An 18,161-nucleotide genomic window follows, 5' to 3' on the forward strand; every position below is an offset into this window, starting at 1 on the left:
ATCTTTTAGGGGAAAAGGGCTGCTATACCGGGATGGCCGTGCAGAACAAATCCTTAAAGGAAAATATAGAAAGCGAAATGCAGCTGATCATGCTGGTAGCGGTGATCATGATTTTTACGATCCTATGTATTACCACGGCCGCCTGGTCCGAACCGTTCCTGTTTTTGATCGTTATGGGCGTTGCCATTCTTTTAAATCAGGGAACCAATATTTTTCTAGGAACTGTATCCTTTCTTACCAACAATGTGGCTATGGTGCTGCAGCTTGCAACGTCCATGGATTATTCCATTTTCCTGTTGGATGCATTTGAAAGGAAGAGGAAAAAGGGGCTGGGAAACAAAGAGGCCATGACAAATGCCATTGACGCTGCCATCAACTCTATTTTTGCCAGCAGCCTTACTACCGTAGTAGGCTTTCTGGCTCTCGTATCCATGAAGTTCAGCATTGGTTTTGATATGGGACTGGTGCTTGCAAAGGGGATTGTATTCAGTCTTCTTACTGTGGTATTTTTTATGCCGGCCATGATCTTGAAGTTTGCAGACTGGAATGAAAAGACGGCTCACCGTCCCTTTCTTCCGGCGTTTAACCGTTTAAGCCGGGGAATTTACCGGTTTCGCTATGCGGCCTTGATCATTATGGCTCTTTTGGTGCCTCCGGCTTATGTGGCCCAGGGGATGAATGATTATCTTTACGGAAACAGTGCAGTGGGTGCCAGTGAGGGAACAAGGGTTTATGAGGATGAGAAGGAGATAGCAGCCATTTTCGGGCGGAGCAATATGCTCTTGGTGATGTATCCAAACACCTCCATGGTGACGGAAAAAGCACTGTCCGGGGAGCTTGAGGATCTTCCCTATGTAAAAAGCGTCACTTCCATGGCCAATACGCTTCCGGAGGGTATCCCTGAGGAATTTCTTCCATATTCTCTTACCAGTGAGCTTCACAGGGGAGATAAAGGCAGGATGCTGGTGTACATCCGTACAAAGACAGAGAGCAGGGAAGCATTTCAGGATACAGGGAAGATTGAAGAAATTGTAAAGAAATATTATCCGGAGGATTCTTTTGTGCTGGGAGAAACTCCCTCTACTATGGATATTAAAACCTTTATTACAGCCGATAATACACGCGTAAATATCCTGTCCCTGCTGGGCGTATTTTTAGTCGTCATGTTCAGTTTCCGTTCTCTTTTGGTGCCGGTGATCGTTATGATCCCCATTGAGGCGGCTATTTTCCTGAATATGGCAATGCCGTATCTGGCCGGAGATACCATGGTATATATGGGATATATCATTGTGAGCAGTATTCAGCTGGGAGCCACTGTGGATTATTCTATCCTGCTGACGAACAGCTATATGGCATGCCGAAAAGAGATGGAGAAGAAAAAAGCCTGCATTCAGGCAGTGAAAATGTCGTGTACTTCCATTTTTACCTCAGGAACTATTATGATTCTGGCCGGTTATATTATTCATTTTATATCGAATACGGCTGCCATCGGAGATCTGGGGCATCTGATCGGCCGTGGAGCTCTTTTCAGTGTGATCCTGGTGCTGACAGTGCTTCCGTCCCTTCTTGTTCTCTTTGATTCGATCATTACAAGAAAAGAATGGGAACGGATACGAAAGAAGTTTATGGGAAAGCGGCGTTCTTTGACAGACAGCAAAATGGAAGGAATGGAGGCGAAGAGCAATGAAAAGTAGAAAAAGACAGATGATGGCAGCTGTTCTTGCAGCTGTGGTTACAGCCGGAAATGCGCCCCTGTCCTATGGCGCTGCGGCTGCAGTGGAAACGGATGAGACCATGTATGTGAATCTGGATGTTTACGGAAAGGCTCAAAAGGTAAATGTAGTAAAGAGCTGCAGTTTAAACGGCGTCACAGATTTTACAGATTATGGAAATTATCTGGCGGTGGAAAATATGTCAACTCAGGATGAACCGCAGCTGGGAGAGGGGGAAGTGGTCTGGAAGCTTCCGCCGGATCGCAGGGAACGCTTTTACTATAAATGTACGCTGGATCAGGAGCAGACAGCGCTTCCGTGGAATTTTGATGTGTCCTATAAGCTCAACGGGGTTCCCACAGACGGGGAAAAGCTGGCCGGAGCTTCCGGGCTGGTGGAAATTCACATAAAGGCTGAGCCTAATGAACAGGCAGATCTGTATTACCGTAATAATATGCTTTTGCTGGTGGCAGTTCCCGTGGACATGTCCAAGTGCTTCAGCGTGGAAGCAGAGGGATCTCAGACCCAGAATATGGGGGAGCTTACAGCGGTTGTATTTACAGCTCTTCCGGGGGAAGAGGGGGATTATACGGTGCGCATCGGTTCGGATTCCTTTGAGACAACGGGAGTCATCATGGCAATGACGCCGGGAACGGTGGAGGATCTGGAGCATATTAAGGATTTAAAAGAGGCAAAGGATACCTGGCAGGATGCGGGAGATGAACTGTATGATAGCTTAGAGCAGATGGCTCAGTCCATAGAGGATATGAGGGGCGGAGTTGATCAGATGCAGTCCGGCCTGAATGCAGCAGAGAATGCAAGGCAGAAATGGAGCAGCTCAAAGGACGCCATACTGGCAGGAAACGATCGGTCACTGGAATCCCTCAGGGCTATGTCCGGCCAGCTGGAAACCCTGGTGCCTCATCTGCAGACGGCAAAGGAAGAGGCAGAGATCGTACATAAAAGTATGGGCGACATTGTGGGAACACTGGGAGAGATGCAGGAGCCTCTGGGAAAGCTGTATACAAGACTGAGAAATATTAAGAGCAGTACGGCTTCGATGGGAGAACAGCTGCCGGATCTGAGAGACGATCTGGGTTATCTGATAGAAACGAACGCATCTTTTCAGGTGCAGACCACAGAGGCTTTGGAGGCTCTGGGACAGCTGATTGGGGAGCTGGAGGAATATGATGATGAGGCCTTGGAAATAGAAGTGCCAGAGATTGAAATTCCAGAGGCTCAGGGAGAGGAAGAGTTAGAGGAACCGGAAGCTTCGGAACCGGAGGGCTCAGAGAAACCAGAGGAGTCGGAGGAGCAGGAGAAGCCGGAGGGCTCAGAAGAACCGGAGGCACCGGACGCTTCGGAACCAGAGAAAGACGAAAACTTGGAAATCAATGAGCCTGAGAACGAGAATACCGGCAGCCAGACCATCAGCCGTGCGGTTGTTCCAAAGGCACAGATTGAAAAACGAGAGGTGCCTTTTGTGGCTTCTTCAGGCTCCCAGCTGCAGCAGCTGATGCAGATGCTCAGAAAAATCGACAAAGACAGCCGGAAATTTACCCAGACAGCAGGAAACTTGATGGAGGATATTTCCGATTCTGCCCAGTACAGTGCGGATCTGGTGGACAATATGGACTTTCTTATTGAGGATCTTACGGCGCTCCATGATTCGTTGGATACATACTATCCGGATCTTCAGAGCGCATTGGACGATCTGAGTGCACTTACGGAAAGAACCACGGAGGCTTTAAACAGCACTACAGATACCCTGACACTGGTTCAGAATACGCTTAAAGCCTCCAGCGACGAGATGGATGTGGCAGCAAAAGACAGCCTTATGGCAAGTATGGAGCTTTTAAATAAAAGTCTGAATGTGCTTGACAGTACAGCCGGGATCCGTCGGGCCGGCCGTACCATGAAGGATGTGATCGACAGCCAGCTTGATAAATTCGATACGGAAAACAGATTCCTGTTTATGGATCCGGACGCGGAAAAGGTATCCTTTACATCTTCTAAAAATCCGGAACCCAGAACCCTGCAGGTTGTGCTCCGCACAGATGAGATCAGTTTGGAGAATGAGGAACACAAGACGCTGGACGCAGAAACAGAGGAGCCGGAGGTAAGTCCTCTGAAACGGATGTGGAACGTACTGGTAAAAATGTGGCGTTCTCTGGTGGACATCTTTAAAAACAGATAGAAAAGCAGCTGATTTTCTGGTATGCTTAAGAAAGAGCAGGCGGTACTCTCTTTGCACAGCAGTGCCGGAAAGGATGAGCTTCATGGAACTTACAAAACAGGAGAAAACAAAATACCGGCTGGCAGCTTCGGTGAAGGAGTGTATGAAGACTGCTTCGGTAGATAAGATAACCGTAAAAAATATTGTGGAAGGCTGCGGCCTTACCCGCCAGACATTTTACCGGAATTTTCTGGATAAATACGACTTAATTAACTGGTATTTTGACAAGCTGGTTCTTCAGTCCTTTGAGCAGATCGGCATGGGGCATACTGTGGGAGAAAGCCTGACACAGAAGTTTGCGTTTATCCGTGCAGAAAAGGTCTTCTTTACGGAAGCATTTCGAAGCGATGACCGCAATTCCGTAAAGGAACATGATTTTGAGCTGATCCTTCAGTTTTACAGGGATCTGATCAACCGCAGAACCAGCCGTCCTTTAAGTGAAGAAATACAGTTCCTTCTTGAGATGTACTGCCGTGGTTCCGTCTATATGACTGTAAAATGGGTTTTAGGGGGCATGAAGGACTCGCCTGAGGAAATGGCTAAAAAGCTGGTAGAAGCCCTGCCCCCCAAGCTTGCCAGAGTATTTGACGAATTGCAGCTTTTGTAACATCTGCATAAACCATTTTGTGATAATTCACAAAAAAGACATAGAAAGTGACAGACTACCCTGTTTGTCACTTTTATTTTTTTTAGGCGCTGTTATAATATTAACAAACAGGGAAGATCCTGAGAAAGAAAAGGAGAAGAGGAACCATGGCAAACAGAATTGTATTAAATGAAACTTCTTATCACGGTGCAGGTGCAATTGCAGAGATTGCAAATGAAGCAAAGGCAAGAGCCTTTAAGAAAGCATTCGTATGCTCGGATCCTGATTTGATCCGTTTTAACGTGACAAAAAAAGTGACAGATGTTCTGGATGAAGCAGGCCTGTCCTATGAGATTTACTCCAATATAAAGCCGAATCCTACGATTGAAAATGTACAGACCGGCGTAGCCGCTTTTAAGGCATCCGGCGCTGATTATCTGATCGCCATCGGCGGAGGATCCTCCATGGATACGGCCAAGGCCATTGGAATCATCATTGCAAATCCTGAGTTTGAGGACGTAAGAAGCTTAGAGGGTGTTGCTCCTACCAAGAACCCGTCTGTTCCGATCATTGCAGTTCCCACTACAGCAGGAACCGCAGCAGAGGTTACGATCAACTATGTCATTACAGATGTGGAGAAAAAGCGCAAATTCGTATGCGTAGATACACATGATATCCCTGTAGTAGCAGTAATTGACCCGGATATGATGGCTTCCATGCCAAAGGGTCTGACTGCATCTACCGGTATGGACGCTTTAACCCACGCCATTGAGGGATACACAACAAAGGGGGCATGGGAGATGACCGATATGTTCCACTTAAAGGCAATCGAGCTGATCTCAAAATATTTAAGAGGCGCCTGCGAAAATACAAAGGAAGGCCGCGAGGGTATGGCTCTGGGCCAGTACATCGCCGGAATGGGCTTTTCCAATGTAGGACTTGGTATTGTCCACTCTATGGCGCATGCTCTGGGCGCTGTATATGATACACCTCACGGCGTTGCAAATGCCATCCTTCTGCCGACTGTTATGGAGTATAACGCCCCCTGTACGGGAACCAAGTACAGGGACATCGCTATTGCCATGGGCGTAGAAGGAGCAGAGAACATGAGCCAGGAGGAATACCGGAAGGCTGCCGTAGAGGCTGTAAAGAAGCTGTCTGCAGATGTAGGTATTCCCGCTGACTTAAAGGAAATCGTTAAGCCTGAGGATGTAGATTTCCTGGCGCAGTCTGCAATGGATGATGCCTGCCGTCCCGGCAATCCAAAGGATCCGACCTTTGAGGATATCAAGGCGCTGTATCAGTCACTGATGTAACGATCATATCACAGAAAGGGGCTCTGGTTTTCAGAAGGAAACCGGAGCCTTTTTACATATAATTTACACAGACTTTACATTACCTCAGGGAAACTATATTGACTAGAAATGAAATATCCCGTATAATGAGAATACGTAAACAAAAGGTAAAGAAAATGTAAAAAAAAGGGAAAAGAGGACAGAGACATGGTGGAGCGTATCTGCTGCGGTATACAGGCTATGTCTTATATTTTGTGCCTGTTTTGATGGATAAATGGATATTATCCGAAAAACGATATCAAATGTCTCTGAATCTGAACCAAAAAGGAGAAATCATGGGATTTGAATTGCTTTTAGGACTTTTAGGCGGCCTGGCACTGTTCCTTTACGGAATGCAGATGATGAGTACCAATCTGGAAGCGGCAGCCGGAAACAAGATGAAGCAGATCTTGGAGCGTCTGACCTCCAACCGTTTTCTGGGCGTTTTAGTGGGAGCTGTGATCACGGCGCTGATCCAGTCCTCATCCGCTACCACGGTTATGGTAGTGGGCTTTGTTAACTCCGGTCTGATGACTTTAAATCAGGCTGTATGGGTTATCATGGGCGCCAATATCGGTACGACCATCACAGGTCAGCTGATCGCTCTGGATGTTGGAGCTCTGGCTCCTCTGATCGCCTTTGTCGGAGTAGCCATCCTTGTATTTGTAAAGAATAAGAAGATCCAGCATATTGCCGGTATTGTTGCAGGCATCGGCGTACTCTTTATTGGTATGGATATGATGAGCTCTGCAATGTCTCCTTTAAGAGAAGAACCGCAGTTTGTGGAAATGATGACGAAATTCAGCAATCCGCTTCTGGGCATTCTGGTAGGCGCGGGCTTCACGGCGCTGATCCAGTCCTCCTCCGCGTCTGTCGGTATCTTACAGGCTCTGGCCATGAGCGGCGTCATTGATCTGCACAGCGCGGTATTCGTTCTGTTCGGACAGAACATCGGTACCTGTATTACGGCAGTTCTGGCTTCCATTGGAACGACCCGCAACGCAAAGCGCGCTACAGCGATCCATCTGCTGTTTAACCTGATCGGTACAGTGGTATTTGTTGTATTAAGCCTTGTAACTCCATTTACAGATGTGATGATCAGCCTGGCTCCGGGAAATCCCATGGCGCAGATTGCAAATGTCCATACGGTATTCAATCTGGGAACGTCCCTGCTTTTGCTTCCCTTCGGCAGTGTGCTGGTTAAGATCGTAGAGCGGATTCTTCCTGATACCGAGGTTAAGGTTATGGACGAAGATCACTGGCTTCAGGGACTTATGGTTTCTAAGCATCACCTTGGAGTATCCACCATTGCCATCAGCCAGATCCATGAAGAAATCCGTGATATGTTGTCTGCGGCTTCTAAAAACGTAGACGCCAGCTTCCTGGCAGTAGAGCAGGGACCCGGCGAAGACGGGATCGGAGAGATTGAAAACAGAGAAGAGGAGATTGATCTTGCAAATGTCCGTCTTTCCAAAAAGATATCCCGTGTTCTTGTTTTGGACCAGACGCCAAAGGATATTGAAACACTGAATAAGATGTATTCTATTCTGGGAAATATTGAGCGTATCGGCGATCACGCCATGAACCTGGCTGAGTATGCCCAGACCATTTTAGAAAAGGATCTGTCCTTTTCCGAGTATGCCCAGAGCGAGTTTTCCGTTATGGCGGACAGTTGCTCCAAGGGAATGAAGCTTCTGGAGCAGGCGGCTGCAGGAGAGAAGAAGTTTGAATTGGCGAAGGTACAGGAAATCGAACAGAAGATTGATGATATTACCCGTAAATTCCGCCAGAATCAGATTGACCGCATGAGAGCGGGAAGCTGTAATGTTGAGGCGTCGATTCTTTATTCTGAGATGCTTACAGATTATGAGCGTATCGGCGATCATATGTTAAATATTGCAGAGGCTTATGATGTGATCAACAAAAATGACGAAGGGATTTCCGACACACAGCCGGCCAATGCCTGAAATGTAAATACTGAAATATAAAAATGCGTTTCCCGTGGGAGGAGTTTCTTCCTGAGGGAAACGCATTTTTGATTGATGCATTTGACAGATATGCGTTTTTAATGCATCTATCCGATCTCATCTGTTGTAGCCTTGGGGAGATCCCAGCAGTAGCGGGTAGCTAACAGGCGGATCAGAACCACCAGGAATGCAGCTGCTACCATGGAGATACTTTCTCCCAGGAAGTCGGACAGATATACATAAAACAGAGCCCCGGCTAAAGATGCGCAGGCATACACATGCTTTTTCAGGATATAGGGCGTCTGTCCGGCCATGATATCTCTGAGAACGCCGCCGCCTACTCCGGTAAGAACTCCCAGAAAGATAGACAGGAAACGATAATCGCCATAGCCTGCCATCATGGCAGTGTCGATGCCTGTGACCGTAAAGGCAGCCAGCCCGACGGCGTCAAAAATATTCATGATCCGTTCGTAGATTACAATGTAAGGGCCGGTAAGAATATGCTGGTTAAAACGGATGATAAGAAAAAGAACCAGCACGGTAACAAAGGCCATGATCACATAGATCGGGTTGATGAACAGGCTGGGAGGCACCCTTCCAAGAAGAATGTCTCTGAGCATACCGCCGCCGACGGCGGTTGTTTCCCCCAGGATGATCACTCCCAGAAGATCCAGACGCTTTCGGATCGCAGTCATAGCACCGGAGGAGGCAAAGGCAATAGTGCCGATAGCCTCAATGAGAAAGAAAAGAGAAATAGTTTCCATGGCGGCGCCCTCGTTTCTCTTTACAGAAGATAGATCTTATGCTGGCTGCATACAGCCCGCATATCAGCAGGCCAGATACTGGCCTGTACTTCTCCGATGTGGGCACGGTCAAGCAGAAGCATACACAGACGGGACTGTCCGATACCGCCTCCGATGGTGTAGGGAAGTTCTCCGTTTAACAGCATCCTGTGGTAAGGAAGGTTCATGCGGTCTTCGCAGCCGGCTTTTTTTAACTGCTCTTTAAGAGAAGCTTCATCCACGCGGATGCCCATGCTGGAGATTTCCAGGGCACAGTTTAAGGTATCAAACCAGAACAGGATATCGCCGTTTAATTTCCAGTCATCATAGTCCGGTGCGCGTCCGTCATGGGGCTTTCCATCTGCCAGCTTATCGCCGATCTGCATTAAGAATACGCAGCCATGCTCTTTGGTGATCAGGTTTTCTCTCTCCTTTGGCGTTTTGTCGGGATACATCTGTGCCAGCTCGCCTGTAGTAATAAAAAAGATGTCATCCGGAAGCTCTTTTACGGCCTGGGGATACTTGTACCAGACCTCATGCTGCATATGCTTGATGATCTTGAAGATTTCCCGTACCGTAGCCATCAGGGTTTCCATGGTGCGCTCTTCTTTGGTGATCACCTTTTCCCAGTCCCACTGGTCTACATAGCAGGAGTGGAGATTATCCAGCTCTTCATCCCTGCGGATGGCGTTCATATTGGTATAGAGACCTTCTCCCGGCTGAAAGCCGTATTCCTTTAAGGCAATGCGCTTCCATTTGGCCAGTGAATGGACAACCTCCAGAGTTTCACCGGGAAGGCCGGCCATATCAAACTGGACCGGACGCTCTACGCCGTTTAAGTTGTCGTTTAAACCGCTGCTTTGTTCTACAAACAAGGGAGCGGAGATACGCTCCAGATGAAGCTCACGCCCCATTTCCTTCTGAAAGGTATCGCGTATGTACTTGATGGCATCCTGTGTTTCACGGATCGTAAGCCTGGGGTCATATTTCTTGGGTAATATCAGTTCCATTGATCCATCCTCCATAAAAAAGCTCTGTATGCTGTGGGATACAGGCGTGATAAAATTACTCCTATGGTATCATTAAAGGAAAAAAGGTGCAAGAGAAAAAAGATTTTTCATTTTTTGCCGGATGCGTTTTCTTCGTTCACTGGTTTCGTCCGGGTCAGTTTTGAAAACTCCGTTTTCTTCCCGGAGGACATCTCCCTCCTTTACGCCCTGAGGCAGACAGGACAGCGGGAGAGTAAAGACAGAGCGGTCCTCTCTCTGGCATACAGCTGTGGTTTCTTCGATTCGGTCAACAATGCAGATCATAAAATATCCCTCCTATAGCGTTTCTATAATGTTTTATTTTTTGGTATAAGTCCAGGTAAGTCCTTCCGGAGAACTGGATGCGATGATGGTACCCTTTTCATCCGTACGCAGTACCTGAATGCGGTGTTCAGCGTATTTTTTTAAGGTTTCCTCATGGGGATGGCCGTAGGAATTGCCCTTGCCGCAGGAAATCACGGCCCAGGATGGAGATACAGCTTCTAAAAATTCAGGGCTGCTGGAGGTGCGGCTGCCATGATGGCCTGATTTTAATACATCAGCCGAAAGATTCAGGCCGCTGCGTGCCATATCTTCCTCAGCCTCTGTTTCCGCATCGCCGCACATGACAAAGGAATGATTTCCATCTGTGAGGCGGATGCCCACAGACCAGTCATTCAGCTCATCTGCGTAATCGCCCACAGGACCTAAGACGGTAAACTGGGACTGTCCCAGATCATAGGTATCACCGGGAACGGGCTTTGTGATCTTAAGCCCCTGGCCGGCCACTGCATCCAGAACATCTTCAAAGGTTGCAGTCGTATGTTCAACCGGCGGCATAATAACGGTTTTGGCCGGAAATGTTTCCAGTACGTCGTCCAGCCCGCCGATATGATCCGAGTGGGGATGGGTACCGATCACATAGTCCAGAGAGGTGACGCCCTGCTCTTTCAGGTAGTTTACAACCGTATCGCCCTGATCATTTTCCCCTGCATCGACCAGCATAAAATGAGTTCCGTCCTGGATCAGGATGCTGTCTCCCTGGCCCACATCAATAAAATGTACATTTAAGGTGCCGCTGCTGCTTTGTATTTCAGGGTTCGTCTTATCATTTAACTGCCCTTTTACCGCTTCCTTTGCATAATCCCAGGCAGCCGAAACTGCCTGATCGGCTGCGGATTCAAGGTATTTGGAGGCTTCCTCCTTTGAGCAGCCGCCAAGAGAGAGAAGAGAAGCGGTCAGTAAAATAGTCCCTATGAAACGATATGTCTGTTTTGTCATGTCTTATCAGCCTTTCTGTTATATTTTCCCATTCTGTCCCATATATAACTATTATGAGGGACGATTCCCCGAAGAAAACGAAACATACTAAATTATAAAGGAGTTAATACCTATGGCAAGAGGAGTAAGAAGAACCCACACAGAAAAACTTCAGTCTGAGCTTTCTGAGGTTCGGGCTGCGATTTCCCAGTATGAGGACAGCCTGGATGAGCTGCGTTCCCGGGAAAAGGAAATCAATTCCCAGATCGAGATCGAGCGTTTTAAGGAAGTCAGCGAGCTTTTAAAGCAGCGCGGAATGACGCTCTGCGATTTAAAGGAGCTTCTGTCTTCAAGGGAAACACAGGCAGCCGGAATCTGACTGCTCAGCCTCTGAACCGGTTAATGCAGGCGAAAATTTCCTGAGGTCTGGGCATACACAGTCCCATGGCGGCATAGGAGCAGCCGCTCACAGCAGTGAGGCCGCCCTTTGCCGTCTCTTTTTGGATATAGGCAACTGTTTCGGCAACCGTATACCGTTCCAGAAGCCGCTTTTCCATACAGAACCGCAGGATCTGCGCCAGCGCCTGGGTCTGCTCACTGTCAATAAGCTGTTCTACAAACCTCAGTTCTGACGGGCGGCGTCCTACTTCTATGGAATCTTTTCCATATACCTTTACCTTGATCCGGTCATCCCGTCCGCCCTGTTCTCTGCCGCGGCGGCCCTCTTTTACGTTCATATCCTGTTTCCGATGATCTTTTTCCGCTTTTATCTGGAATTTTCTTCCTGCTTTCGGAAGTGTAAAGCCGGGAGCCGGCTCAATGGATGGCCGGTTGTCTCCGGCGCAGATTTCCTTTACCTTTTTTGTAATATCCAGGGGGACATAGGAGTCCATCTGGATAATGGTATCTGCAATATAAAAATAGGCTCCTGAGCTTCCGGCTACTAAAACGGTAGAAATGCCTGCCTTATGAAACAGATCTTCCGCCCGGTTGGTAAATGGAGTGATCGGTTCCTGGCTGCGGTTTATGACCTTCTGCATCAGATCGTCCCGTACCATGAAATTGGTGGCGGAAGTGTCCTCATCAATGAGAAACACCCTGCTTCCGCTTTCGATTCCCTCGATGACAGCGGCTGCCTGGGAGGTACTGCCGCTGGCATCCTCTGTGGAAAAGCATCTGGTATCCTTTTTGTTTGGAAGATCATTGATGAACATGGAAATGTCAACATTCCGGATGCTTCTTCCGTCCTCAGCCCGAAGCTTTAAGGCTGTGTCATCGGTGATCACAAATTCACGCCCGTCTCCGGCGATATGGTCGTATACTCCGGCCTCCAGCGCCTTTAACAGGGTGGATTTTCCGTGATACCCTCCGCCCACGATCAGGGTGATCCCGCGGCGGACTGCCATGCCGGAGCAGTTTCCGTGATGAGGAAGAGTAAGTGTGATCCGCATGGATTCAGGGGAAGAAAAGGGAGTGCTGTTTTTCATGGGCCGGCTGGATATGCCGCTTTCCCTTGGAAGAATGGCGCCGTCTGCCACAAAGGAGACAAGCTCCAGACGTTTTAATTCCTGACGGATAAAATACTGATCCTCTGCAAGCTCTGCCACGGCCTCTGGTTCATGGACCGGTCTGTTTTTATAAAAAAGCACCTGTTTTACACACTGGGGCAGAAAATCAAAGAGGATCCGTATCAGTTCACCGCTGTTGATGGTGCGGCCGTTTGCGGGAAAACCGGCTTCCAGCCGGATCCAGATTCCATCTGAGCAGCATTCACAGGCAGTCCGTTCCAAAATTTCCGGTCCCGGACAGCTGATGGAAATAAGGCCGCTTTTTCCAGATCCCTTTGCTTTAAAATTGTACCGGGCGGTCTCCTTATAAAACCGGCGCACAAGATCGTCCTCAAAGGCTCTTTTTTTATGGGGAGCATCAAAAAGTGTTTTTGGATATCCGGCTTTTTGGTGGGTAATAAAAATACTCAGCTTGGAGGGAGAAGCAAAGGGGTCTCCCTGCACATGGTCAATACATAACTGGTAATCGCCAAAGTCATAGATGCCCTGGGCGGATTTATAGGCCGGATAGCTTTTCCGGTCAATGGATTCTAACAGACGTTTAAGCTCGTTTGATGATTTCATGCTTCCATACACCTTTCGCATCCGGAATTTTTCCCGGACTTTCAGGTATCATTTTAAGCGAACACACAGAAAAATGCAACGCCTGCAAACGTTCCTAAGGTTTTCTGATGACCTTCAAAGGCATCCTGCACACCAGATTTCAGGGAGCCCTGCAAAAAAATATTCCCAAAACCAATAATTTGAGTTATAATAAAATAGAGTCGTTTTGTGTGGCTTTTTACTCCACAAAAGAAATTTATAGACTAGGAGACAATACATATGGAAAGAAAAGTAGGAACAATCTCAAGAGGGATCCGCTGCCCGATCATCCGTGAAGGCGACGATCTTGCTGCGATCGTGGTAGACAGCGTACTGGACGCAGCTTCCAGCGAGGGCTTTGAACTGCGTGACAGGGACGTAATCTCTGTTACTGAGTCTGTAGTAGCCAGAGCTCAGGGAAACTACGCTTCCATCGATGCCATTGCCGAGGATGTAAAAGCAAAGCTGGGCGGAGAGACCATCGGCGTTATTTTCCCAATTTTATCCAGAAACCGTTTTTCCATCTGCTTAAAGGGAATTGCCAGAGGCGCAAAGAAGATTATTCTGATGCTCAGTTATCCAAGCGATGAGGTAGGAAACGCCCTGGTGTCTCTGGATCAGGTAGATGAGGCTGGAATCAATCCTTACAGCGATGTTCTGGATCTGAAGCGTTACAGGGAGCTTTTTGGAGAAAATAAGCATCCATTTACAGGCGTAGACTATGTAGATTACTACTGTGAGCTGATAAGAGAGCAGGGCGCAGAGGCAGAAGTTATCTTTGCAAATAATCCAAGAGAAATCGTAAAGCACACCAAGAACGTTCTTACCTGCGATATCCATTCCCGTATGCGCACCAAGCGCATCTTAAAAGAAGCAGGAGCAGAGAGAGTCTGCGGTATGGACGATATCCTGACAGCTCCTGTTAACGGCAGCGGCTGCAACGAGAAGTACGGACTTTTAGGCTCCAACAAGTCTACCGAGGATACCATCAAGCTGTTCCCAAGAGAGTGCAGCGATCTGGTATATGAGATCCAGAAGCAGATCCTGGATCGTACCGGAAAGCACGTTGAGGTTATGGTATACGGTGACGGTGCATTTAAAGATCCGGTAGGAAAAATCTGGGAGCTGGCTGACCCGGTTGTTGCGGTTGCAAATACCGAGGGTCTGGAAGGAACTCCAAACGAAATCAAGTTAAAATATCTGGCGGACAACGATTTTAAGGATCTGTCCGGCGCAGCATTAAAGGATGCGATCTCTCAGAGGATCAGAGAGAAGAAGTCCGACCTGGTGGGGGATATGGCTTCTCAGGGAACAACTCCGAGAAAACTTACAGATCTGATCGGATCTCTGTGTGACCTGACCAGCGGTTCCGGCGATAAGGGAACTCCTATTATTCTGGTTCAGGGATATTTTGATAACTATACCAATTAAAGCAGGCTTTTTTCAGAGTGATGCAGCAGCCTGATGCTTATGTGGGGCAAAATCCGGCAGAGGTTCTCGCAAGGGGATTTCTGCCGGATTTTTACCAGGCTGCAGCGGCAGAGGAACGTACACAATATGGAATATATAACACATACAGACCAGACCCTGTCAGCCAGACTGGCTGCTTCGGAGCGGATCCTCATCGGGATCGGGCCAGAGTGGGGGCTAAAGTCTGAAAAAAAGAAAATCCGGGATTGCAGGCTTTCAGACCCGGAGCATGCAGAGATAAAGGCCGCCTATGAAGCGCTGTACGAGATGGTGAAGGATAAGGATTACTATCTGGTCACGACTCTTACGGACGGAGCGGTTTATGATACGCCCTTTGACAGAGAGCGCATCACGGCTCCCTGCGGGAATATTCACTGGCGTCAGTGCAGCAGGGCCTGTACAAAGGATATCTGGGAGGAGGGAGAACTTCCAGATGAGTTCTGCCCCCACTGCGGCGCTCCTCTTGCGGGAAATACCATAAAGGAAGAAAACTATATTGAGGAAGGCTATCTTCCCGGGTGGAAGAGGTATCTTTCCTGGCAGGCCGGGACTGTGAACCGTACACTGACTATATTAGAGCTGGGAGAGGGCTTTGCTTCTCCTACGGTTATGCGCTGGCCTTTTGAAAAGATCATTTTCTTTAACAGAAAGGCTCTTTTGTACCGGGTCAATGAAGAATTTTATCAGATACCCAGGGAGGTACAGGAACGCAGCATTCCGGTGCATGGAAATTCTCTGGAATGGATTTTGAATGAAAAAACAAAGGAAGAGAGTGAGTGTGATGGCGGCAATATCCAATGACTGGCTGGGCCCTTTAAGCGGGGAATTTAAAAAGCCTTATTATAAAAAGCTGTATGAAACAGTAAAACATGAATATGAGACCAGAAAGATATTTCCCGATCCGGACGATATCTTCAACGCCTTCGCCTTTACACCTCTGGAAAAGGTAAAGGTAGTGATCCTGGGACAGGATCCCTATCACAATGACGGTCAGGCCCATGGCCTTTGCTTCTCCGTAAAACCGGATGTAGATGTGCCGCCGTCTCTTGTAAATATTTACCAGGAGCTTCACGACGATCTGGGCTGCTATATTCCCAATAACGGCTATCTGAAAAAATGGGCGGATCAGGGAGTGATGCTTTTGAATACGGTGCTTACGGTCCGGGCCCATCAGGCTAACTCCCACCATGATATAGGCTGGGAACAGTTTACGGATGCAGCCATACGGGTACTCAACGAGCAGGACCGCCCGATGGTATTTATCCTGTGGGGAAGGCCGGCCCAGGCCAAAGCCGCTATGCTGGATAATAAAAAACACCTTATTTTAAAAGCGCCTCATCCAAGCCCGCTGTCTGCCTATCGAGGATTTTTCGGAAGCCGTCCCTTCAGCCAGACCAATTATTTTCTCACGCAGAACGGTCTGGATCCCATTGACTGGCAGATTGAAAATATCTGACCGTCTGCAGAAGGCATGGGAGAGTGAGGAAACGCATACGATATACCGTCGGAAGACGGTTCTAAAACATACGGTGTAAAAAGGAGAAACTATGAGTTTGGTAGAAACATTAAAAATCATCGTACTGGGAATTGTGGAGGGATTTACAGAGTGGCTGCCTATCAGCAGCACCGGCCATATGATCCTGGTGGATGAGATCATCCGTCTGGACCAGCCGGAGGCATTTAAGGAAATGTTTCTGGTAGTGATCCAGCTGGGGGCAATCCTGGCAGTGGCAGTGATGTATTTTCACAGGCTCAATCCATTCAGCCCTTCAAAAAACCGCAGGCAGAGGGAAGCAACCTGGGCTCTGTGGATCAAGATCATCATTGCCTGCATTCCGGCGGCTGTTCTGGGGCTTTTGCTGGATGACTGGATGGAGGCCCATCTGTATAATGCCTATGTGGTAGCGGCAATGCTGATCCTCTATGGTATTTTGTTCATTGTACTGGAAAACAGTCCCATCACTTCCAGTCCATCAATCCAGAAGGTGGGACAGATTTCTGTGAAAACAGGCTTCCTGATCGGCGTATTTCAGCTGCTTTCGTTGATTCCCGGTACCTCCCGCTCAGGCTCTACGATTTTAGGCGCTATGATCCTGGGCTGTTCAAGAAGCGCTGCCGCTGAGTTTTCCTTTTTCCTGGGAATCCCGGTGATGTTTGGAGCCAGCTTTTTGAAAATTGTAAAATTTTTCCTGGATGGAAATTCCTTTACAGGATCTCAGATTTTCTATACGCTTTTAGGAATGGCTGTGGCATTTGGAGTTTCGGTTTACTCGATCCAGTTCCTGATGAGCTATGTCCGCAGACATAATTTCAAATTTTTCGGATATTACAGAATTATTCTGGGAGCTATCGTGCTGGCATACTTTGGTATTACGGCTCTCGCCGTATAAAAGAAATGCTCCGTTTCTGAACATCTGCCGGAACAGACGGATGGAACAGAAACGGAGCATTTTTTATTTATTATTCAACCATATCGGCAATCTCATAGATCAGGCGTTCGCTTTCCTCCCAGCCAAGACAGGGATCGGTGATGGACTGTCCGTAGCAGTGCTGTCCGATCTTATGGCTGCCGGGCTCGATGTAGCTTTCAATCATCAGGCCCTTTACCAGATGGCGGATATCGTTGGAGTAGCGGCGGCTGTGAAGTACCTCTTTTGCAATGCGCACCTGCTCTTTGTACTGTTTGTTGGAGTTGGAATGATTGGTGTCCACGATGCAGGCCGGATTTTTAAGCTCTCTCTGGGAATAGAGATCATAGAGCAGCCTTAAATCCTCATAGTGATAGTTGGGGCTGCACTGACCGCGCTTATTAACTGCGCCGCGCAGGATCACATGGGTGAGAGGATTGCCGGGGCAGCTTACCTCATCTCCTCGGAAGATAAAGTCATGGGGAAGCTGGGCTGCAACAACAGAGTTTAACATAACAGTCATGTCGCCGCTGGTAGGGTTTTTCATACCAACAGGTACGTCGCAGCCGCTGGCTACCAGCCGATGGTATTGGTTTTCAACCGAGCGGGCGCCGACGGCAATATAGGACATGATATCGGACAGATACTGCAGGTTGTCCGGATAAAGCATCTCATCGGCTGTAGACATACCGGTTTCCTGGAGCACACGCATATGCATATGGCGGATGGCAAGGATCCCCTGAAGCATATCCGGCTTTTTTTCGGGATCCGGTTGATGGAGCATACCCATATAACCTTCTCCAGTGGTCCGCGGCTTATTCGTATAGACTCTGGGGATGATGATCAGCTGATCCTTTGTAGCCTCCTGAACCTTTGCAAGGCGGTTCGCATAGTCGCAGACCGCATCCTCATTATCAGCGGAGCAGGGACCGATGATCACCAGGAATTTATTACTCTGGCCGGTAATGACCTTTTTAATTTCTTCATCTCTTTCTTTTTTTAAAGCTGCCAGATGATCCGCAAGAGGAAACTGTTCAAGAATCTCTGCGGGAGTTGGCAGTTCATTTACAAGTGTAAATCCCATCTCATATTCCTCCCTTTGTGTGTAAATTCGATAATGCAACATTATAATATACAAAAACAGATTCGTAAAGCAAAAGTGTACTGTCTTGACAAATCTATTTTACCTGCCTATAATAGTGATAATTTCATGAAATGGCTATGACGG

General features: G+C 48.0%; 15 protein-coding genes and 1 pseudogene. 10 read left to right on the forward strand and 6 right to left on the reverse strand.

Annotated features, from left to right (window positions below; translation table 11 throughout):
• The 5 genes from ACZM6M_RS14230 to ACZM6M_RS14250 form a co-directional block, all read left to right on the forward strand.
• A partial coding sequence (locus ACZM6M_RS14230) for an efflux RND transporter permease subunit (protein WP_489490513.1) occupies positions 1-1,694 on the forward strand: 1,694 nt, incomplete at its 5' end.
• Positions 1,684-3,909 carry a hypothetical protein gene (locus ACZM6M_RS14235; protein WP_489490514.1) on the forward strand — a complete coding sequence of 742 codons (2,226 nt, stop codon included), beginning with the start codon at positions 1,684-1,686 and terminating at the stop codon, positions 3,907-3,909. The genes ACZM6M_RS14230 and ACZM6M_RS14235, both read left to right, overlap by 11 nt.
• Before the next feature lie 82 nt (positions 3,910-3,991).
• Positions 3,992-4,555, forward strand: coding sequence for a TetR/AcrR family transcriptional regulator C-terminal domain-containing protein (locus ACZM6M_RS14240; RefSeq protein WP_066543702.1), 564 nt, complete (start codon positions 3,992-3,994; stop codon positions 4,553-4,555).
• 146 nt (positions 4,556-4,701) lie between these two features.
• On the forward strand, positions 4,702-5,850 hold the full coding sequence (gene fucO / locus ACZM6M_RS14245; protein WP_066543707.1) for a lactaldehyde reductase: 1,149 nt from the start codon (positions 4,702-4,704) through the stop codon (positions 5,848-5,850).
• 314 nt (positions 5,851-6,164) lie between these two features.
• Entirely contained in the window at positions 6,165-7,835 is a 1,671-nt protein-coding gene (locus tag ACZM6M_RS14250; protein ID WP_066543708.1) for a Na/Pi cotransporter family protein, read from the forward strand.
• A 107-nt stretch (positions 7,836-7,942) separates the two neighbouring features.
• On the opposite strand, the gene ACZM6M_RS14255 is transcribed toward ACZM6M_RS14250, so the two are convergent.
• The 4 genes and pseudogenes from ACZM6M_RS14255 to ACZM6M_RS14270 all read right to left on the reverse strand — a co-directional run.
• On the reverse strand, positions 7,943-8,599 hold the full coding sequence (locus ACZM6M_RS14255; protein WP_066543710.1) for a trimeric intracellular cation channel family protein: 657 nt from the start codon (positions 8,597-8,599) through the stop codon (positions 7,943-7,945).
• Positions 8,600-8,619: 20 nt separating this feature from the next.
• Positions 8,620-9,627, reverse strand: a complete 1,008-nt coding sequence (gene asnA / locus ACZM6M_RS14260) for an aspartate--ammonia ligase (protein WP_066543711.1) — start codon at positions 9,625-9,627, stop codon at positions 8,620-8,622.
• 72 nt (positions 9,628-9,699) lie between these two features.
• Positions 9,700-9,930, reverse strand: a complete 231-nt coding sequence (locus ACZM6M_RS14265) for a DUF3006 domain-containing protein (protein WP_066543713.1) — start codon at positions 9,928-9,930, stop codon at positions 9,700-9,702.
• A 48-nt stretch (positions 9,931-9,978) separates the two neighbouring features.
• A pseudogene (locus ACZM6M_RS14270) lies at positions 9,979-10,728 on the reverse strand (ComEC/Rec2 family competence protein); the annotation flags it as partial.
• A 310-nt stretch (positions 10,729-11,038) separates the two neighbouring features.
• On the opposite strand from ACZM6M_RS14270, the gene ACZM6M_RS14275 reads away from it, so the two are divergent.
• Positions 11,039-11,284: a nuclease gene (locus ACZM6M_RS14275; protein WP_066543717.1), complete on the forward strand. Its 246-nt coding sequence runs from the start codon at positions 11,039-11,041 to the stop codon at positions 11,282-11,284.
• 4 nt (positions 11,285-11,288) lie between these two features.
• Here the strand turns inward: ACZM6M_RS14275 and ACZM6M_RS14280 are convergent, their stop codons facing one another.
• The gene (locus tag ACZM6M_RS14280) at positions 11,289-13,037 is read right to left on the reverse strand and encodes an ABC-ATPase domain-containing protein (protein ID WP_296037239.1); all 1,749 of its coding nucleotides are present in this window, start codon (positions 13,035-13,037) and stop codon (positions 11,289-11,291) included.
• A gap of 258 nt (positions 13,038-13,295) precedes the next feature.
• Here ACZM6M_RS14280 and ACZM6M_RS14285 point away from each other — a divergent pair, with 258 nt between their 5' ends.
• The 4 genes from ACZM6M_RS14285 (at position 13,296) to ACZM6M_RS14300 (ending at position 16,915) form a co-directional block, all read left to right on the forward strand.
• Positions 13,296-14,486 carry a coenzyme F420-0:L-glutamate ligase gene (locus tag ACZM6M_RS14285; protein WP_066543719.1) on the forward strand — a complete coding sequence of 397 codons (1,191 nt, stop codon included), beginning with the start codon at positions 13,296-13,298 and terminating at the stop codon, positions 14,484-14,486.
• Between the two features lie 135 nt (positions 14,487-14,621).
• Entirely contained in the window at positions 14,622-15,326 is a 705-nt protein-coding gene (locus ACZM6M_RS14290; RefSeq protein ID WP_418493831.1) for a hypothetical protein, read from the forward strand.
• Positions 15,307-15,981, forward strand: a complete 675-nt coding sequence (locus ACZM6M_RS14295; RefSeq protein WP_066543722.1) for a uracil-DNA glycosylase — start codon at positions 15,307-15,309, stop codon at positions 15,979-15,981. The genes ACZM6M_RS14290 and ACZM6M_RS14295 overlap by 20 nt, the downstream gene beginning before the upstream one ends.
• Before the next feature lie 91 nt (positions 15,982-16,072).
• Positions 16,073-16,915, forward strand: a complete 843-nt coding sequence (locus tag ACZM6M_RS14300) for an undecaprenyl-diphosphate phosphatase (RefSeq protein ID WP_066543724.1) — start codon at positions 16,073-16,075, stop codon at positions 16,913-16,915.
• A gap of 70 nt (positions 16,916-16,985) precedes the next feature.
• On the opposite strand, the gene ACZM6M_RS14305 is transcribed toward ACZM6M_RS14300, so the two are convergent.
• Positions 16,986-18,017, reverse strand: a complete 1,032-nt coding sequence (locus ACZM6M_RS14305) for a 3-deoxy-7-phosphoheptulonate synthase (RefSeq protein WP_337932765.1) — start codon at positions 18,015-18,017, stop codon at positions 16,986-16,988.
• Positions 18,018-18,161 lie beyond the last annotated feature (144 nt).

It is taken from the genome of Enterocloster sp., assembly GCF_057861365.1.

What these genes read in the sequence shown, in the direction of transcription:
- ACZM6M_RS14235 (WP_489490514.1), top strand. Translation starts at nt 1,684, where the DNA reads ATGAAAAGTAGAAAAAGACAGATGATGGCAGCTGTTCTTGCAGCTGTG.
- ACZM6M_RS14240 (WP_066543702.1), top strand. Translation starts at nt 3,992, where the DNA reads ATGGAACTTACAAAACAGGAGAAAACAAAATACCGGCTGGCAGCTTCG.
- fucO (WP_066543707.1), top strand. Translation starts at nt 4,702, where the DNA reads ATGGCAAACAGAATTGTATTAAATGAAACTTCTTATCACGGTGCAGGT.
- ACZM6M_RS14250 (WP_066543708.1), top strand. Translation starts at nt 6,165, where the DNA reads ATGGGATTTGAATTGCTTTTAGGACTTTTAGGCGGCCTGGCACTGTTC.
- ACZM6M_RS14255 (WP_066543710.1), bottom strand. Translation starts at nt 8,599, where the DNA reads ATGGAAACTATTTCTCTTTTCTTTCTCATTGAGGCTATCGGCACTATT.
- asnA (WP_066543711.1), bottom strand. Translation starts at nt 9,627, where the DNA reads ATGGAACTGATATTACCCAAGAAATATGACCCCAGGCTTACGATCCGT.
- ACZM6M_RS14265 (WP_066543713.1), bottom strand. Translation starts at nt 9,930, where the DNA reads ATGATCTGCATTGTTGACCGAATCGAAGAAACCACAGCTGTATGCCAG.
- ACZM6M_RS14275 (WP_066543717.1), top strand. Translation starts at nt 11,039, where the DNA reads ATGGCAAGAGGAGTAAGAAGAACCCACACAGAAAAACTTCAGTCTGAG.
- ACZM6M_RS14280 (WP_296037239.1), bottom strand. Translation starts at nt 13,037, where the DNA reads ATGAAATCATCAAACGAGCTTAAACGTCTGTTAGAATCCATTGACCGG.
- ACZM6M_RS14285 (WP_066543719.1), top strand. Translation starts at nt 13,296, where the DNA reads ATGGAAAGAAAAGTAGGAACAATCTCAAGAGGGATCCGCTGCCCGATC.
- ACZM6M_RS14295 (WP_066543722.1), top strand. Translation starts at nt 15,307, where the DNA reads ATGGCGGCAATATCCAATGACTGGCTGGGCCCTTTAAGCGGGGAATTT.
- ACZM6M_RS14300 (WP_066543724.1), top strand. Translation starts at nt 16,073, where the DNA reads ATGAGTTTGGTAGAAACATTAAAAATCATCGTACTGGGAATTGTGGAG.
- ACZM6M_RS14305 (WP_337932765.1), bottom strand. Translation starts at nt 18,017, where the DNA reads ATGGGATTTACACTTGTAAATGAACTGCCAACTCCCGCAGAGATTCTT.